The organism is Streptomyces sp. P5F9 (genome assembly GCF_057961495.1).
In genome coordinates this window covers 1-15,066 of sequence record NZ_JBXVPZ010000231.1, presented here as the reverse complement: position 1 = coordinate 15,066, position 15,066 = coordinate 1, and the positions used below count along the sequence as shown (strand labels likewise).

12 protein-coding genes, 3 pseudogenes and 1 riboswitch are annotated in these 15,066 nt (G+C 70.1%); of the genes and pseudogenes, 7 read left to right on the top strand and 8 right to left on the bottom strand.

The genetic code is table 11. From position 1 onward, the window contains the following. Window positions 1-508 (top strand): annotated as a pseudogene (locus tag AC31A1_RS30495) (DNA polymerase IV); the annotation flags it as partial. Between the two features lie 509 nt (window positions 509-1,017). On the opposite strand, the gene AC31A1_RS30490 reads toward AC31A1_RS30495, so the two are convergent. Next, complete coding sequence (locus AC31A1_RS30490) at window positions 1,018-1,389, bottom strand: PRC-barrel domain-containing protein (protein WP_318015068.1); 372 nt, start codon at window positions 1,387-1,389, stop codon at window positions 1,018-1,020. Between the two features lie 114 nt (window positions 1,390-1,503). After that, window positions 1,504-1,599, top strand: a riboswitch (glycine riboswitch). A gap of 188 nt (window positions 1,600-1,787) precedes the next feature. Between AC31A1_RS30490 and gcvP the strand changes: the two genes are divergently transcribed. Beyond that, window positions 1,788-4,673 (top strand): aminomethyl-transferring glycine dehydrogenase, encoded by a 2,886-nt coding sequence (gene gcvP / locus AC31A1_RS30485; RefSeq protein WP_489656411.1) that lies wholly within the window; start codon window positions 1,788-1,790, stop codon window positions 4,671-4,673. A gap of 140 nt (window positions 4,674-4,813) precedes the next feature. Here gcvP and AC31A1_RS30480 read toward each other — a convergent pair whose 3' ends face one another. Genes AC31A1_RS30480 through modA form a run of 3 tightly spaced genes read right to left on the bottom strand, consistent with a single transcriptional unit; the run spans window position 4,814 to window position 7,612 of the window. Then, window positions 4,814-5,887 carry an ABC transporter ATP-binding protein gene (locus AC31A1_RS30480; RefSeq protein ID WP_489656410.1) on the bottom strand — a complete coding sequence of 358 codons (1,074 nt, stop codon included), beginning with the start codon at window positions 5,885-5,887 and terminating at the stop codon, window positions 4,814-4,816. A gap of 49 nt (window positions 5,888-5,936) precedes the next feature. Continuing rightward, window positions 5,937-6,794, bottom strand: coding sequence for a molybdate ABC transporter permease subunit (modB, locus tag AC31A1_RS30475; RefSeq protein WP_489656409.1), 858 nt, complete (start codon window positions 6,792-6,794; stop codon window positions 5,937-5,939). Next, window positions 6,791-7,612, bottom strand: coding sequence for a molybdate ABC transporter substrate-binding protein (gene modA / locus AC31A1_RS30470; RefSeq protein ID WP_489656408.1), 822 nt, complete (start codon window positions 7,610-7,612; stop codon window positions 6,791-6,793). Before modA ends, modB begins: the two co-directional genes overlap by 4 nt. Window positions 7,613-7,824: 212 nt before the next feature. Between modA and AC31A1_RS30465 the strand changes: the two are divergent. Beyond that, window positions 7,825-8,074 (top strand): annotated as a pseudogene (locus AC31A1_RS30465) (hypothetical protein). Here the strand turns inward: AC31A1_RS30465 and AC31A1_RS30460 are convergent. Beyond that, window positions 8,075-8,551 (bottom strand): annotated as a pseudogene (locus AC31A1_RS30460) (molybdopterin cofactor-binding domain-containing protein); the annotation flags it as partial. Between the two features lie 305 nt (window positions 8,552-8,856). On the opposite strand from AC31A1_RS30460, the gene AC31A1_RS30455 reads away from it, so the two are divergent. The 3 genes from AC31A1_RS30455 (at window position 8,857) to AC31A1_RS30445 (ending at window position 11,189) form a co-directional block, all read left to right on the top strand. Beyond that, entirely contained in the window at window positions 8,857-8,967 is a 111-nt protein-coding gene (locus tag AC31A1_RS30455; protein WP_489656407.1) for a helix-turn-helix domain-containing protein, read from the top strand. Window positions 8,968-8,991: 24 nt separating this feature from the next. Next, entirely contained in the window at window positions 8,992-9,924 is a 933-nt protein-coding gene (locus AC31A1_RS30450) for a LysR family transcriptional regulator (protein WP_489656406.1), read from the top strand. Window positions 9,925-10,028: 104 nt separating this feature from the next. Further along, entirely contained in the window at window positions 10,029-11,189 is a 1,161-nt protein-coding gene (locus AC31A1_RS30445; RefSeq protein ID WP_489656405.1) for an NAD-dependent formate dehydrogenase, read from the top strand. A gap of 22 nt (window positions 11,190-11,211) precedes the next feature. Here the strand turns inward: AC31A1_RS30445 and AC31A1_RS30440 are convergent, their stop codons facing one another. Further along, window positions 11,212-11,607 (bottom strand): TOBE domain-containing protein, encoded by a 396-nt coding sequence (locus AC31A1_RS30440; RefSeq protein WP_489656404.1) that lies wholly within the window; start codon window positions 11,605-11,607, stop codon window positions 11,212-11,214. A gap of 98 nt (window positions 11,608-11,705) precedes the next feature. Between AC31A1_RS30440 and AC31A1_RS30435 the strand changes: the two genes are divergently transcribed. Continuing rightward, window positions 11,706-12,296, top strand: coding sequence for a DUF1707 SHOCT-like domain-containing protein (locus tag AC31A1_RS30435; RefSeq protein WP_489656403.1), 591 nt, complete (start codon window positions 11,706-11,708; stop codon window positions 12,294-12,296). Here the strand turns inward: AC31A1_RS30435 and AC31A1_RS30430 are convergent. Further along, entirely contained in the window at window positions 12,274-12,795 is a 522-nt protein-coding gene (locus AC31A1_RS30430; protein WP_489656402.1) for a hypothetical protein, read from the bottom strand. The genes AC31A1_RS30435 and AC31A1_RS30430 overlap by 23 nt on opposite strands. 152 nt (window positions 12,796-12,947) lie before the next feature. Then, the gene (locus AC31A1_RS30425; protein ID WP_489656401.1) at window positions 12,948-14,903 is read right to left on the bottom strand and encodes an APC family permease; all 1,956 of its coding nucleotides are present in this window, start codon (window positions 14,901-14,903) and stop codon (window positions 12,948-12,950) included. Window positions 14,904-15,066: the final 163 nt, after the last annotated feature.

The following is a 15,066-nucleotide window of genomic DNA, read 5'->3' as shown; positions in this document are numbered from 1 at the left end:
GTTCGAGACGCCTGAGGATTCGGGGCCGGGGCGGGTGCGGACGTTCCGGACCGACGATCCTGAGCTGGAGTTGGCGGAGCCGTTGCCGTTGGTGACGCGGCGTCCTGATGTGCTGCCCGGTGCGGTGCCTGCGTCGGTGGCGCGAGGTTCTGGTGAACCGTCGGAGGAACCGTTGCCTTTGGCGGGGCGGGAGCCGGGTGACTTGCCTGGGGAGCCGATGCCGTTGGCGGCGCCGGGGTCCGACGACCGGCCGATCGAGTCGTCGGCGTCAGTCGCGCGGCGTCCGGATGTCCTGCCTGCGGCGGCGCCGGCGGCCCCGGAGGGCCGAGGCAACGACGAGCCGCCTGTCGAGTTGCTGCCGTCGGTGGAGCTGGGCCCTGATGCCCCGCAGGGTGAGGCGCTGCCGTTGTCGGCGCGGGGTCCTGGTGACTTGCCTGCTGAGCTGTCGGCGTCGGCCGCGCGGCATCCTGACGCCTTGCCTGCGGCGTCGACGCCCCTGGAAAGCTGAGGCCCCGACGACCCGGCTGCCGCGTCGCTGTCATCGGTTGCGCGGGGTTCCGGTGTCGGGCCTGCTGAGCCGGTGCGGTCGGTGGAGCCAGGTCACGGTGTTCCGCGGGGCACGCCGCTGTCGTCGGTCGTGCCGAGCCTCGGCGTTCCGCGAGCTGAGCTGCTGCCGTCGGTCGCGTGGCGTTCCGACGTCGTGCCTTCCACACACTGACGCCGTTGGTGGAGCCGGGCCCTGGTGTCCCGCAGAGCGAGCCGCTGCTGTCGGTTGCGCGGGGTTCTGGTGTCGGGCCAGCTGACCACCCGCTGCCGTCGGCCGAGCCGGGTCCCGGCGTTTCGCAGGGCGTGCCGGTGTCACCGGACGACGCGTGGCGTTCCAGCGTCAGGCTTGCTGCGCCGACGCCCTTGGTGGCGCCGAAGCCGGATACCCCGACCGACCGCCGTATCAACGCCCCCGGACACGCGACGCCCGGAGACTCCAAGACACAGTGACGCCCCGCCCGCCGAACCCGGTCACGTGTCGTCGGAGCCCGCCAGTTTGCCGAAGTCGTGGTCCGGGAGCGATGGGGGTGGGCCCACGTCGAGGCCGTAGTGGTGGTAGAGCTGGAGTTCCTGGTCCGGGGAGAGGTGGCGGCCTACGCCGAAGTCGGGGGCGTCCTTGATCAGGGAGCGGTCGAAGGGGATGTGCAGGGTCCCCTCGATCAGTTCGCTGGGCTCCAGGGGGACGAAGGCGTCTCTGGAGAACAGGCCGGTGCGTATGGCCGCCCACTCCGGTTCGCCGGTCGCGTCGTCGAGGTAGACCTCGTCGATCGTGCCGATCTTGGCGCCGGTGCGGTCGAACGCCTTGCGGCCGATCAGGTTGCGCGGATCGATATCGGTCTGCACGGGCCCTCCTCCTGGTCGCAACTCATCCGTAAGCACTACAAAAGAGCACATTGGGGAAGGTGGCCACTCGAAAGCCCGGCTTCAACGCTCGCTGGTAGGCTGGCCATCGGCTGCTGACCCCGTGCGGGAGAGTCCTCCAGACTTCATCGGAGGCGCCGAAGGAGCAAATCCTCCCCGGAATCTCTCAGGCCCACGTACCGCACGGACGAGGTCACTCTGGAAAGCAGGGCGGGTGTCGTCGACGGTGTCGACGGTTTTCGCTCTCACCGACGGTGAAAACCGGGTTCCTTCGGGATGCCCGGTGAAGCTCTCAGGTTGAGATGACAGAGGGGGAGGCCGTCCGGCACCCCGCTGTCGTGGTGCCCTCGAAGGTCGTGTCCGACCAGGAGGCCTCCCTGATGACTGTCCCTCGTATTCCGCTCTCCGAGCTCGAACAGGGCATCCCGTTCGAGCAGCGCCACATCGGGCCCGACCAGGAAGCGCGGGCCAAGATGCTCGCGCAGGTCGGATACGGCTCGCTCGACGAGCTCACGGCCGCCGCGGTCCCGGATGTGATCAAGAACGCCGACGCCCTCGATCTGCCGGACGCCCGTACCGAGGCCGAGGTGCTGGCCGAGCTGCGCTCCCTCGCGGACCGCAACGAGGTCCTCGGTTCCATGATCGGGCTCGGATACTACGGGACGTTCACCCCGCCCGTGATCCTGCGCAACGTCATGGAGAACCCGGCTTGGTACACGGCCTACACGCCGTATCAGCCGGAGATCTCCCAGGGGCGGCTCGAAGCCCTGCTGAACTTCCAGACCATGGTCGCCGATCTGACCGGGCTGCCGACCTCCGGTGCGTCGCTGCTCGACGAGGGGACCGCCGCCGCGGAGGCCGTGGCGCTGTCGCGGCGCATGGGCAAGAACAAGAAGGGCCTCTTCCTGGTCGATGCGGACGCGCTGCCGCAGACCATCGCCGTGATCGAGACCCGCGCCGAGCCGGCCGGTGTCGAGGTCGTCGTCGCCGACCTCAGCGAGGGCATCCCGGCCGAGATCGCCGAGCGCGAGATCAACGGCGTGCTGGTCCAGTACCCGGGCGCCTCCGGTGCCGTACGCGACATCAAGCCGCTGATCGAGCAGGCGCACGCGCTCGGCGCGCTCGTCACCGTTGCCGCCGATCTGCTCGCGCTGACGCTGCTGAAGTCGCCGGGTGAGCTGGGGGCGGACATCGCGGTCGGTACGACGCAGCGGTTCGGGGTGCCGATGGGCTTCGGCGGGCCACACGCCGGTTACATGGCGGTGCACGAGAAGTTCGCGCGCAGCCTGCCCGGGCGGCTCGTGGGCGTCTCCGTCGACGCCGACGGACACAAGGCCTACCGCCTCGCCCTGCAGACGCGCGAGCAGCACATCCGCCGCGAGAAGGCCACCAGCAACATCTGCACCGCCCAGGTGCTTCTCGCGGTGATGGCCGGTATGTACGCCGTCTACCACGGGCCCGAGGGGCTGAAGGGCATCGCGCGGCGGACGCATCGGTACGCCACGATCCTTGCCGCGGGCCTCACCGCAGGCGGCGTCGAGGTCGTGCACGGCGGCTACTTCGACACCGTGACCGCGCGCGTTCCCGGCCGGGCCGCCGAGGTCGTCGCGGCCGCGCGCGAGGACGGCGTCAACCTGCGCCTCGTGGACGCCGACCAGGTGTCCATCGCCTGCGACGAGACCACCACCCGCGCTCAACTGGCCGCCGTATGGACCGCGTTCGGGGTCGACGGGGACATCGAGGCGCTCGACGTGTCCGCCGAGGACACGCTGCCCGAGGGGCTGCTGCGGACCGACGCGTACCTCACGCACCCCGTGTTCCGGGACCACCGTTCCGAGACCGCGATGCTGCGGTATCTGCGTCGGCTCGCCGATCGGGACTACGCGCTCGACCGGGGCATGATCCCGCTCGGTTCCTGCACCATGAAGCTCAACGCGACCACCGAGATGGAGCCGGTCACCTGGCCCGAGTTCGGGCAGCTGCACCCCTTCGCGCCCGCCGAGCAGGCGCAGGGATACCTCACGCTCATCCGGGAGTTGGAGGAGCGGCTCGCCGAGGTCACCGGGTACGACAAGGTGTCGTTGCAGCCGAATGCCGGTTCGCAGGGCGAGTTGGCCGGGCTGCTCGCCGTACGCGGGTACCACCGGGCCAACGGGGACGAGCAGCGGACTGTCTGCCTCATCCCGTCGTCCGCGCACGGCACCAATGCCGCGAGCGCTGTGATGGCCGGAATGAAGGTCGTCGTCGTGAAGACCGCCGAGGACGGTGAGATCGACGTCGAGGATCTGCGGGCGAAGATCGAGCAGTACCGCGACGAGCTGTCGGTGCTGATGATCACTTACCCGTCCACGCACGGTGTGTTCGAGGAGCACGTCGCCGACATCTGTGCGCAGGTGCACGAAGCCGGCGGGCAGGTCTACGTCGACGGCGCCAACCTCAACGCCCTTGTGGGGCTTGCCAAGCCGGGGCACTTCGGCGGGGATGTCTCGCATCTGAATCTGCACAAGACGTTCTGCATTCCGCACGGCGGCGGTGGTCCGGGTGTCGGGCCGGTCGGGGTGCGCGCGCACCTCGCGCCGTATCTGCCGAACCACCCGTTGCAGCCTGCGGCCGGGCCGGAGACGGGAGTTGGGCCGATCTCGGCGGCTCCCTGGGGTTCCGCCGGGATCCTGCCGATCTCCTGGGCGTACGTCCGACTCATGGGCGGCGAGGGGCTGAAGCGGGCCACGCAGGTGGCTGTGCTCAGCGCCAACTACATTGCCAAGCGCCTTGAGCCGCACTACCCCGTGCTCTACACCGGGCCCGGTGGGCTCGTCGCGCACGAGTGCATCATCGATCTGCGGCCGATCAGCAAGGCGACCGGCGTCAGCGTCGACGACATCGCCAAGCGGCTCATCGACTACGGCTTCCACGCGCCGACGATGTCGTTCCCGGTGGCCGGCACGCTGATGATCGAGCCGACCGAGTCCGAGGACCTGATCGAGCTGGACCGGTTCTGCGAGGCGATGATCGCCATTCGTGGGGAGATCGAGAGGGTCGGGGCGGGGGAGTGGCCGGCTGAGGACAACCCGTTGCGGAACGCGCCGCACACCGCGTCCGCGCTCGGCGGGAATTGGGAGCACGCGTACTCGCGCGAGGAGGCTGTCTTCCCGGCCGGGGTGTCCGTCGCTGACAAGTACTGGCCGCCGGTGCGCAGGATCGACCAGGCCTTCGGGGACCGGAACCTGGTGTGTTCCTGCCCGCCGTTGGATGCGTACGAGGACTAGGCGCTCCGCTGGTTGACCGGACTTCGGGCGCGGGTTCGTTGTGGCTGGTCGCGCCGTTCCCCGCGCCCCTTTGGGGCGCTGTCGGACCGGGGTCGATTTCGCCGACACACTCCCGCGCCCCTATGGGGGCGCGGGACCACTCAAGCCGGGTACGCGTGCGTCTGCGTTGCCTTGACCGTTGCCCAGACCAACGCGCCCTGGTGCAAGTCCAGTTCGGCCGCCGCAACCGTCGTGAGGTCGGCGGTCAGGGGGAGTTCGCCGGTCAGGTCTACGCGGATCTGGTCGCCGTGGGTTTCCAGGCCCGCCACCTTGCAGGGCCAGAGGTTGCGGGCGCTGGCGGCGGTGGGGCGGTCGCCGTAGAGAGTTACGCCGCTCGGCGGGAACGCTACGAAGACCTCGCCCTGGAGGTCCTCCGTGGTGGTGATCGTGGGGCCGGTGTCGAGGGTGACCGTGTGGCCGTCGGACCGGCCCTTGTAGAGGTTGAGGCCTACGAGTTGGGCGATGTAGTCCGTGCGCGGGTGGCGGGCGATGTCGGCGGGGGTGCCCTCCTGGACGATCGTGCCGTGCTCGATCACGACCAGGCGGTCGGCCAGCACCATGGCGTCCAGGGGGTCGTGGGTGACCAGGACCGCCACCGCCTCGAACTCGGCCAGGTGGCGGCGGAGTTGGGCCCGTACGTCGAGGCGGGTGCGGGCGTCCAGGGCGGCCAGGGGTTCGTCGAGGAGGAGCAGGCGCGGGCGGGTCGCCAACGCCCTTGCCACGGCGACGCGTTGGGCCTGGCCGCCGGAGAGTCTGCGGGGCTTGGCGGCCGCGTGCTCGGCGAGGCCCATGCGGTCCAGCCACTCGGCGGCCACCGCACGGGACTCCGCCTTCGTCGCGCCCTGGCAGCGTGGGCCGAAGGCGACGTTGTCGAGTGCGGTCAGGTGGGGGAACAGCAGATAGTCCTGGAAGACGACTCCCACCGGGCGGGACTCCGGTGGTGTGCGGTCCAACTCCGCGCCGTCCAGCCGTAGGTGACCGTCCGTCAGGCGGACCAGGCCCGCCAGGGCGCGGAGTGCTGTGGTCTTGCCTGCGCCGTTCGGGCCGAGCAGGGCTACGACGTCTCCGGGGGCGGCGGTCAGTTCTACGTCCAGGCGGAACGTGCCGCGGTTCACGACGAGATGGGCGTCGAGGCCCTGGGCGCCGGTGAGTTCGACGTCGGTGGTGTCGGTCATGGCGTGCACGTCCAGGGGGCTGATGTGCGGGCGGTCGTACGGATGTTGCTCATGATGTGGTCATCCAGCGGTCCCGTAGGCCCGCCAGAACCGCGATCGACACGGCCAGGAGGACCAGGCTCAACGCGATGGCCGCTTCCGGGTCGTTCTGCAGGGCCAAGTAGACCGCGAGCGGCATGGTCTGGGTGCGGCCGGGGAAGTTGCCGGCGAAAGTGATCGTCGCGCCGAACTCGCCCAGTGCGCGGGCCCAGGCGAGGACCGCGCCCGCCGCGATGCCCGGGGCGATCAGGGGGAGTGTGACCCGGCGGAACGCGGTGAAGCGGGAGGCGCCGAGGGTTTGGGCCGCCTCTTCGTAGCGGGGGTCCGCGGCGCGCAGGGTGCCCTCGACGCTGATGACCAGGAACGGCATCGCGACGAACGCCTCGGCGACCACGACGCCGGTCGTGGTGAAGGGGAGCGTGATGCCGAACCATGAGTCCAGCCACTGGCCTACGACGCCGTTGCGGCCGAGGGCCAAGAGGAGCGCCACGCCTCCCACCACCGGGGGCAGGACCAGGGGGAGGGTCACCAGGGCGCGGAGGAAGCCACGGCCCGGGAACTCCGTGCGGGCCAGCACCCAGGCCAGCGGTACGCCCAGGACCAGGCTCACGGCCGTCGCCGCGGTCGCGCTGAACAGGGAGAGTTGGAGTGCCTGCCAGACCTCCGTGCTGGTCAGCTGAGAGGGGAGGGACCGCCACGGGGCCCGTACGAGAAGGGCGATCAGGGGGAGGAGCAGGAACGCCAGGCCCACGAGCGCGGGGACCAGCAGGGGGAGCGGCACCCCGCGGCCTGTCGTCCGGACACGGCGGCGCCGCGGACCGCCCTTGAGGGTCTCGGCCGCGGCGTCGGAGGTGTCGAGCCGGGTCACGGCTTGAGGAAGCCCGCCGCGGACAGCACCTTCTGGCCCTCGGCGGACTGCACCAGTGCGATGAACGCCTTGGCGGCGACGGCGTTCGGCGCGTTCTTGAGGAGGACGATCGGGTAGTCGTTGATGGCGCCGGCGGACTCGGGGAACTCCACGCCCTGGACCTTGCTGCCGGCGGCGTGCACATCGGTCTTGTAGACGACCGCCGCGTCGGCCTCCTTCAGCTCCACCTTCGTCAGGGCGCTCTTGACGTCCGCCTCGTACGACACCGGGGTGAGCTTCAACTTGTTTGCCGTGAGCGCCTTTTGGGCCGCCGCACCGCACGGCACCGTCTTGTCGCAGAGCACGACCTTCAGCGAGGACTTCGTGAGGTCCTTCAGGGAGGTCACCTTGTCGGGGTTGCCCGGCAGGGTGGCGATCTCCAGCTGGTTGCGGACGAACGTGGCCGGCGTGCCGACGCCGTCGCCCTTGTCCGTCACGATCGCCATGGTCTTGGGGCTCGCGGCCGCGAACACGTCGGCCGGGGCGCCCCCGGTGATGCTCGCGGCGAGGGTGTCGCTGCCGCCGAAGTTGAAGGTGACCTTGGTGCCCGGGTTCGCCTTCTCGAACTCCTTGCCCAGGGTCGTGAACGACTCCTGGAGCGAGGCGGCGGCGAAGACGGTGACGGTGCCGGACATCTTCGGGGACGCGGACGCCGAGGAGCCGGACTTGGAGGAGGACGAGTCGTCGCTGGAGGAGCAGGCGCTCAGGGCCAGCAGCGCGGCGGCTCCGGCCCCCGCAACCTGCAGGCTCCGGCGGGTCCGACGCGCGGAACGGGTCATCACGGTTCTACTCCTCTGGTCTCTTCATGAAAGGGGCTCATGAAAGGGGTTGTCGCCCCCTGGGACGACCGCAACGGCCGTGCCGCGATGATACTGCCGCATGTGCAAGGCGTAAGTCTCCTGTCGCATCGCATGAGCTGTGCTGTTCGCTCGTGGGGCACGCATGTGCGTTTGTACGGGAGTGTCGTCCGGGTACCACATCCCGGGAGGTGATGGCTCGTGACGCTCGCGCAGCTCGACCTGCAGGGGACCTCGGCCGCCCGGCCCGGCCGACCGTGCCCGACCTGTTCGACTGGCCGCTGCACCGCTTCACGGGACCTCGGCTCTACGACGTCCTGTCCTCGGCCGGCCCCGGCTTCGACCCCGTCCGCCGCACCGCACCTGATGCTTCCACAGGACCGTTGCGGGGCCCGGCACATCAGTGGGATCAGTGCGATACGGGTGGACGGGGATACGGGCTGAGTCGGCCAGTGCCAGCCACGCCCGGTCTCGGGTCAGCGGAAGTGCGGTGAAGCGCACGCCTGTCGCGTCCCGCAGGGCGTTGGCGAAGGCGGGCGCGACCGGGTTGAAGGGGCTCTCGCTCATCGACTTGGCGCCCAACGGGCCGATGGCGTCCGCCGTTTCCATGAAGTGGACCTCGGTGCGCGGCACGTCCGCGTACTGCGGGAGCCGGTAACGGCGGAACGCGGCCGTCGCCACCGCACCCTGCCCGTCGATACGGACGTTCTCGAAGAGGGTAGCGCCGAGCGCCTGGGCGACCCCGCCCTCCACCTGGCCGGCACTGCATCGGGTTCATCACCTTGCCGGTGTCGGCCGCGTGCATCCTGCGCAGGATGCGGATCTCGCCCGTGTCCGGGTCCATGGCGCCCCTGAACCACTGCGCATCGAAGGCCACCGAGCGGGGCGTCCGCCGAAGTGCCCGTCGGCGCTGAACTCCACCCCGACCGCGGGGCAAGGCGCTGTCGGGCGGTTGGCGGACGGTACCGCCTTCGCGGTCGTGGGCGGGGTGTTGCAGGACGTCCGGCCGCTTCTCGCCTCCGCCGAGAACGGGCGGGACCGGGGCCCCGTCGACATCGCTCAGGCGCTCAACGGGGTCTTGGCGGAGGCGCGTTACGCGCTCGCCCCGGCGCGGAGTACCGCTGCGCCGGACGGCTCGGCGCTCGCTGACGCTTCCACCGTCACGAGGGCTCGACGCGCTGCTCACCGGTGTTCCGGCGGAGGCGCTGCATCCGCACGTCAACTCCGTGCACTACCGGATCGGGCGCATCGAGCACTTCACCGGCCGTGACCTCTCCCGCCTCTACGACCGCCTCGACCTGTGGGCGGCCCTGTTGTGCCGGGCGGACAGCGCCTAACCTGCACGTCAGGGGAGGTTGGGCATGTTGCTGCGTCAGCTGGAGTATCTCGTCGCGCTCGCCCGTGAACGGCACTTCGCGCGCGCGGCGGCGGCCTGCTATGTCTCGCAGCCCTCGCTGTCGGCCGCGATCCGGCGCCTGGAGCACGAGTTGGACGTGCCGATCGTGCGGCGCGGCAGGCGGTACGAGGGGCTGACCCCGGAGGGCGAGGTGGTGCTCGCCTGGGCGCACCGCATCCTGGCCGAACGGGACGCTCTGCACCAGGAGTTGTCGGTGCTGCGGGGCGGACTGACCGGCACGCTGCGGCTGGGTGTGGTGCCCACCGCGCTGCCCGCCGCGTCCCTCCTCACCACCCCGTTCTGTGTACGGCATCCCCGGGCCCGGGTCGCCCTGGAGTCGCTGTCGTCCGCCGACATCACCCAGGGCCTCGCCGAGTTCGAGCTGGACGCGGCGATGACGTACCTGGACGACGACACCCTGCGCAACGTCCGCCGCCTCCCGCTCTACGAGGAGCGGTATGTGCTCCTCACGCCCGTCGACGGGCCGCTTGCCGGTGTCTCCAAGGCCAGTTGGGCCCAGGCGGCGACCCTTCCCCTCTGCCTCCTCAACTCACGGATGCGCAACCGCCGCATCATCGACGAGTGCTTCGCGGCCGAGGGTGCGACGGCCTCCCCGGCGATCGAGTCGGACAGCGTTGCCGGGCTCTACACCCTGCTGCCGGGCGGCCGTTGGTCCAGCGTGATCTCGCACGCGTGGCTGCACATGTTCGACGTACCGGACGGCATGCGGGTCGTACCCCTGAACGGGCCCGCGCACGGGCCCCGGGTCGGACTGGTCATCGCCCGCAGCGAGCCCCGATCGGTGCTGGCGGAGGCGCTGTCGAAGGTGGCCAGGGAGGCGGGCGTACGGGACGCGCTCGACGAGTTGCTGCACACGTACCTGGGCGGCGGCAGCTGATAGGAGCGGGCTATCTGGACATAGCAACGTTCGCTTTGACCAGGGCGATCGACCCCGAGGATCGTGAAGTCCACCTTCCGACAACGGAGTTGAGGAGCCGCGACATGGCCAAGGTTCTCTGTGTCCTGTACGACGACCCGATCGACGGATACCCGACCTCGTACGCCCGCGACGACCTGCCGGTGATCGACCACTACCCCGGCGGTCAGACCACCCCCACTCCCGAGGGGGTCGACTTCGCCCCGGGCCAGTTGCTCGGCAGTGTCTCCGGTGAACTCGGCCTGCGCGCCTACCTGGAGGCGGCCGGGCACACCCTCGTCGTCACCTCCGACAAGGACGGCGAGGGCTCGGTCTTCGACCGGGAACTGGTCGACGCCGACATCGTGATCTCGCAGCCGTTCTGGCCCGCGTACCTCACCCCGGAGCGCATCGCCGCCGCCAAGAACCTCAAGCTCGCGGTCACCGCCGGCATCGGCTCGGACCACGTCGACCTCGACTCGGCGATCTCCCACGGCGTGACCGTCGCCGAGGTGACGTACTGCAACAGCATCAGCGTCGCCGAACACGTCGTGATGATGACGCTGTCCCTCGTGCGCAACTACCTGCCGTCCCATCAGGTGGTGCTCGACGGCGGCTGGAACATCGCTGACTGCGTGGCCCGTTCGTACGACCTCGAAGGCATGCACGTCGGGACGGTCGCCGCCGGGCGGATCGGGCTCGCGGTGCTGCGGCGGCTCGCGCCCTTCGACGTCAAGCTCCACTACACCGACCGGCACCGGCTTCCCGAGGACGTGGAGCGGGAGTTGGGGCTGACCTGGCACGAGAGCGCCGAGGACATGGTGCCGCACTGCGACGTCGTGACCATCAACGCGCCGCTGCACCCCGAGACGGAGGGGCTGTTCGGGGACAAGCTGCTCGCGCAGATGAAGCGCGGCGCCTATCTCATCAACACCGCGCGGGCGAAGATCGTCGACCGGGACACCGTCGACCGGGCCCTGCGCAGTGGGCAGTTGGCGGGTTACGCCGGTGACGTGTGGTTCCCGCAGCCCGCCCCGGCGGACCACCCGTGGCGCACCATGCCGCACCACGGGATGACCCCGCACATCTCCGGCTCCTCGCTGTCGGCGCAGGCCCGGTACGCGGCGGGCACGCGGGAGATCCTGGAGGCGTTCTTCGCGGGGCGGCCGATCCGGGACGAGTATCTGATCGTGGACGGCGGGGCGTTGGCGGGTACCGGCGCGCACTCCTACTCGGTGAACAAGTAACAGACGGAGGCCACGGCCCGCTTCATACCCGGTCGATGTGCACGTTCGTCGACTTCACGCGGGCGGTGGCCTCCATGCCCACCTCCAGGCCGAGTTCCTCGACGGCCTCGCGGGTCAGCAGGGAGACCAGGCGGTGCGGGCCCGCCTGGATCTCGACCTGGGCGGCGACGTCGCCTAGCTTGATCGCGGTGACGATGCCGGGGAACGCGTTGCGCACCGAGGTGAGGGAGGGGTCCTCCTCGACACCGCCGGCCTTCGCCAACTCGACCGAGAACGCGGCCAGATCGATCCCGTCGATGAGGCGGCGCCCGCCCTCGTCGCGGTGGGTCGTCACCCGGCCCGCGTCCGCCCACCGGCGCGCGGTGTCCGGGCTCACGCCGAGCAGCCGCGCCGCCTGGCCGATTGTGTAGGACTGCATACGCGCCACCCTAGGGCCAGAAACGTGAACCGGTGGACGGGGTGATGGCTCTGGGGTATAACGCGATATAGCGTCAATCCGTCGATCGGGGTGAGGGTATGTCGGGTGAGCTGACCAGCACGACCGGGTTGCGGGCCTCGCATGCGGACCGGGACCGCGTCGTGGAGGCGCTGACCGGTGCGGCAGGCGACGGCAGGCTGACCGCCGAGGAACTCGACGAGCGCGTCGAGGCGGCCCTGACCGCCCGCACGATGGGCGAGTTGGCGGTCCTGACGGCCGACCTGCCGGTGGTGGCGGGCACGACCCCGGTCGAGGTGAAGGACGTCGCCCGCATCGAGCAGAACGGCGGTTCGACGCGGCGCGGTGACGGCTGGGTGGTGCCGCGGCGGCTGGAGATCCAGTCGCGCCTGGGCGATGTGACCCTCGACTTCACCGAGGCGGTGATCACCCAGAACACGTTGCGCATCGACCTGGACATGCACCTCGGTTCGCTACGGCTGCTGCTCCCGCCGGGCATCGTCGTGGACACCGACTCCCTGGTGCTCAACTACAGCAAGGTCAAGACGCGCGGACAGGGTGACTCGGGGGCTCCGGTCGAGCTGCGGATCGAGATCGCCGGGCAACTGGGCTTCGGGAAGGTGCGGGTGCGCCGGACGCGGCGCGGGGTCAGGAAATTCCCGACGCCCTGAGGACCGACCGCGCGGTCTCGTCGTCGATCAGATGCTCCAGGTGACGCCGGACGTCGGTGCCCTGGCGCAGTGTGCCGCGTTCCGTCGAGTGCCGCATGCCCGTGTCCAGCTCGTGCCAGAGCAGGGGGTTGGCGACCAGGACACGGGGGTCCAGTTCGAGCCATTGACCGTACGTGTCCCGCAGGACCAGGCGTGCGGAGACGTCGCCGTACTGCCGTACGACGGTCAGCGCGTCCGTGTGCACCGTGCGCCTCAGCAGCGGGCTGTCCACGGTGAGCCAGCCGGGGCCCGCGGTGACGCGGTGCGGCAGCAGGACGACGAAGAGCACCGCCGACAGGGCGAACCACAGCAGCGCGCGGGTCAGGGTGAGGGTTCCGGCTTCCCCGTCGACCAGCAGGGTCATGACGAGGAAGCCGAGCGCGCAGCCCGTCGCCAGCCGGGCGTCGCCACGCCAGTGGCGGTCGCCGGCCGGGTCCGGGGGGAGGGTGCTGTGCGGCATGAGGCCGACGGTAGGCCGCCACGAGCGCGCCGCGCGGGCCGCTGACGGGGCTCTTACACACCGGTGCCGGATTTTGTCGTGTCTCTTACGCTGACGCCGGCTCGGGGGGCTACGAACGGTCGCCCGTGTGCCTACGCGGTCGCGGTGTGCCGTCAGCCCGTGTGGACGCGCGGGCGGCGTGCGCGGTCCGGTTCCGCCTCGCGCAGGACCTCTCGGGTGACCGGGGCGACCTCGCCCTGGCCGAAGAGGAAGAAGCGGAGGAAGTTGGCGAACGGGTTGCCCTCGGTCCACTCGAAGTACATGTGCGGGATGCGGCCCGTCGAGTCGCGGACGTTCAGCATCAGGGCGGCCAGGGCATTGGGGACGGAGGACGACTCCAGGGTCAGGACGCGGTAGCGGCCGTGCAGGACCTCGCCCCGCACTGTCAGGCCCGCCTCGAACTCGGAGGCGTCGAGGACCGTCACCTCGACGAACACGAAGTCCTCGCCGGGGATGTCGTTGTCGGTGCGGATCTGCTCGATCTTGTCCCGGTACTCGGCCTTGTCGCGCCGGTCGGGCTCGTTGGCGACGAAGCGGATCTTCCGGCTGGCCATGTCGCGGATGAATCGTTCCGCCATGGAGTCCAACTGCACGCTCGTCACGCGGAGTTCGAAGGCACGGGCCAGCCGGGACAGCAGCGAGACCAGGATGATGCCGGCGATGAAGCAGGCGCCGATCTTCACACCGTCGGGGCGTTCGATGACGTTCACGACGGTGACGTAGAGCAGGACCGCGGAGACGATGCCGAAGACGACGGTCCAGTTGCGCTGCTGGGCGCGGCGGGCCGCGATGGTGACCGCGATCGCGGCGGAGGACATGAGGACCAGGACGCCGGTGGCGTAGGCGCCGCCCTGGGCGTCGACGCTGGCGTCGAAGATCCAGGTGACCAGGAACGCGACCAGGGTGAAGACGATCACCATCGGGCGGACGGCACGGGCCCAGTGCGGGGCCATGCCGTAGCGGGGCAGGTAGCGCGGCATCAGGTTGAGGAGGCCGGCCATCGCGGAGGCGCCGGCGAACCACAGGATGGCGATGGTGGAGAGGTCGTAGACCGTGCCGAAGGCGTTGCCCAGGTACTCGTGCGCGAGGTAGGCGAGCGCGCGGCCGTTGGCCTGGCCGCCCGCCTTGAACTCCTTCTCCGGGATGAGCACGGTGGTGATGAAGCTGGTGGCGATCAGGAACACGCTCATGATGAGCGCGGCGGTGGTCAGCAGCTTCTTGGTGTCGCGGATACGGCCCTTGGGGTTGTCGTGGGTGTCGTCGGGGTCGCCCTCGACGTGCGGCATGACCGCCACGCCGGTCTCGAAACCGGACAGGCCGAGCGCCAGTTTGGGGAAGACCAGCAGGGAGACGCCGATCATCGCGAAGACGTTGCCGTGTTCGGTGGTCAGGGCGCTGCTCCAGTCGGTGACCACGTGCCCGTGGGTGACCACGTGCCACATGCCGACGATCACGACGACGACGTTGAGGCTGAGGTAGGCCGCCACCAGGTACACGGCTACGCCGATCGCCTCCAGGAAGCCCTTGAGGAACACCGCGCCGAGCAGGGCCACCAGGATCAGCGTGATCAGCATCTGCTTGTCGTGCAGCATGCTCGTCAGGTGCGGGTTCTCCACGAGGTGGGTGGAGGCGTCCGCCGCCGACAGGGTGATCGTGATCAGGAAGTCCGTCGCCGCGAACCCGAGCAGGGTCAGGACGAACAGCTTGCCCTTCCAGAACGACAGCAGCCGCTCCAGCATCGCGATGGAGCCCTCGCCGTGCGGGCTCTCCTCGGCGACGCGGCGGTACACGGGGAGGGCGCCGGCCAGGGTGACGATCACGAGCACGATCGTCGCGACGGGGGAGAGCAGACCGGCGGCGAGGGCCGCGATGCCGGGCTGGTAGCCGAGGGTGGAGAAGTAGTCGACACCGGTCAGGCACATCACCCGCCACCAGCGTTGGCCCTGGTGGACGTGCTGCTGGGGTTCCGGTGCGGTCTGCGCGACCTGGTGGCTGCCCTTGCCCATGTCGGCCAGGCCCTCCAGCATCCAGGCGCGCATACGACTGGGAGGGTGTTCGGTCGTGGCCATCGGCGTGCTCCTGGAGTGCGGGTCAGCGTGTGGTCTCTGGCCATCACGCGGACGGCGGCACCAGCGTAAGCGGAGAGTGACGCGTGGGCCCACGGATGCGGGGGCCTTCGGCGTCAATCTTGCGTTAAGACTGGCCGGGTTGGGGGTGGGGGCGCATCAGGAA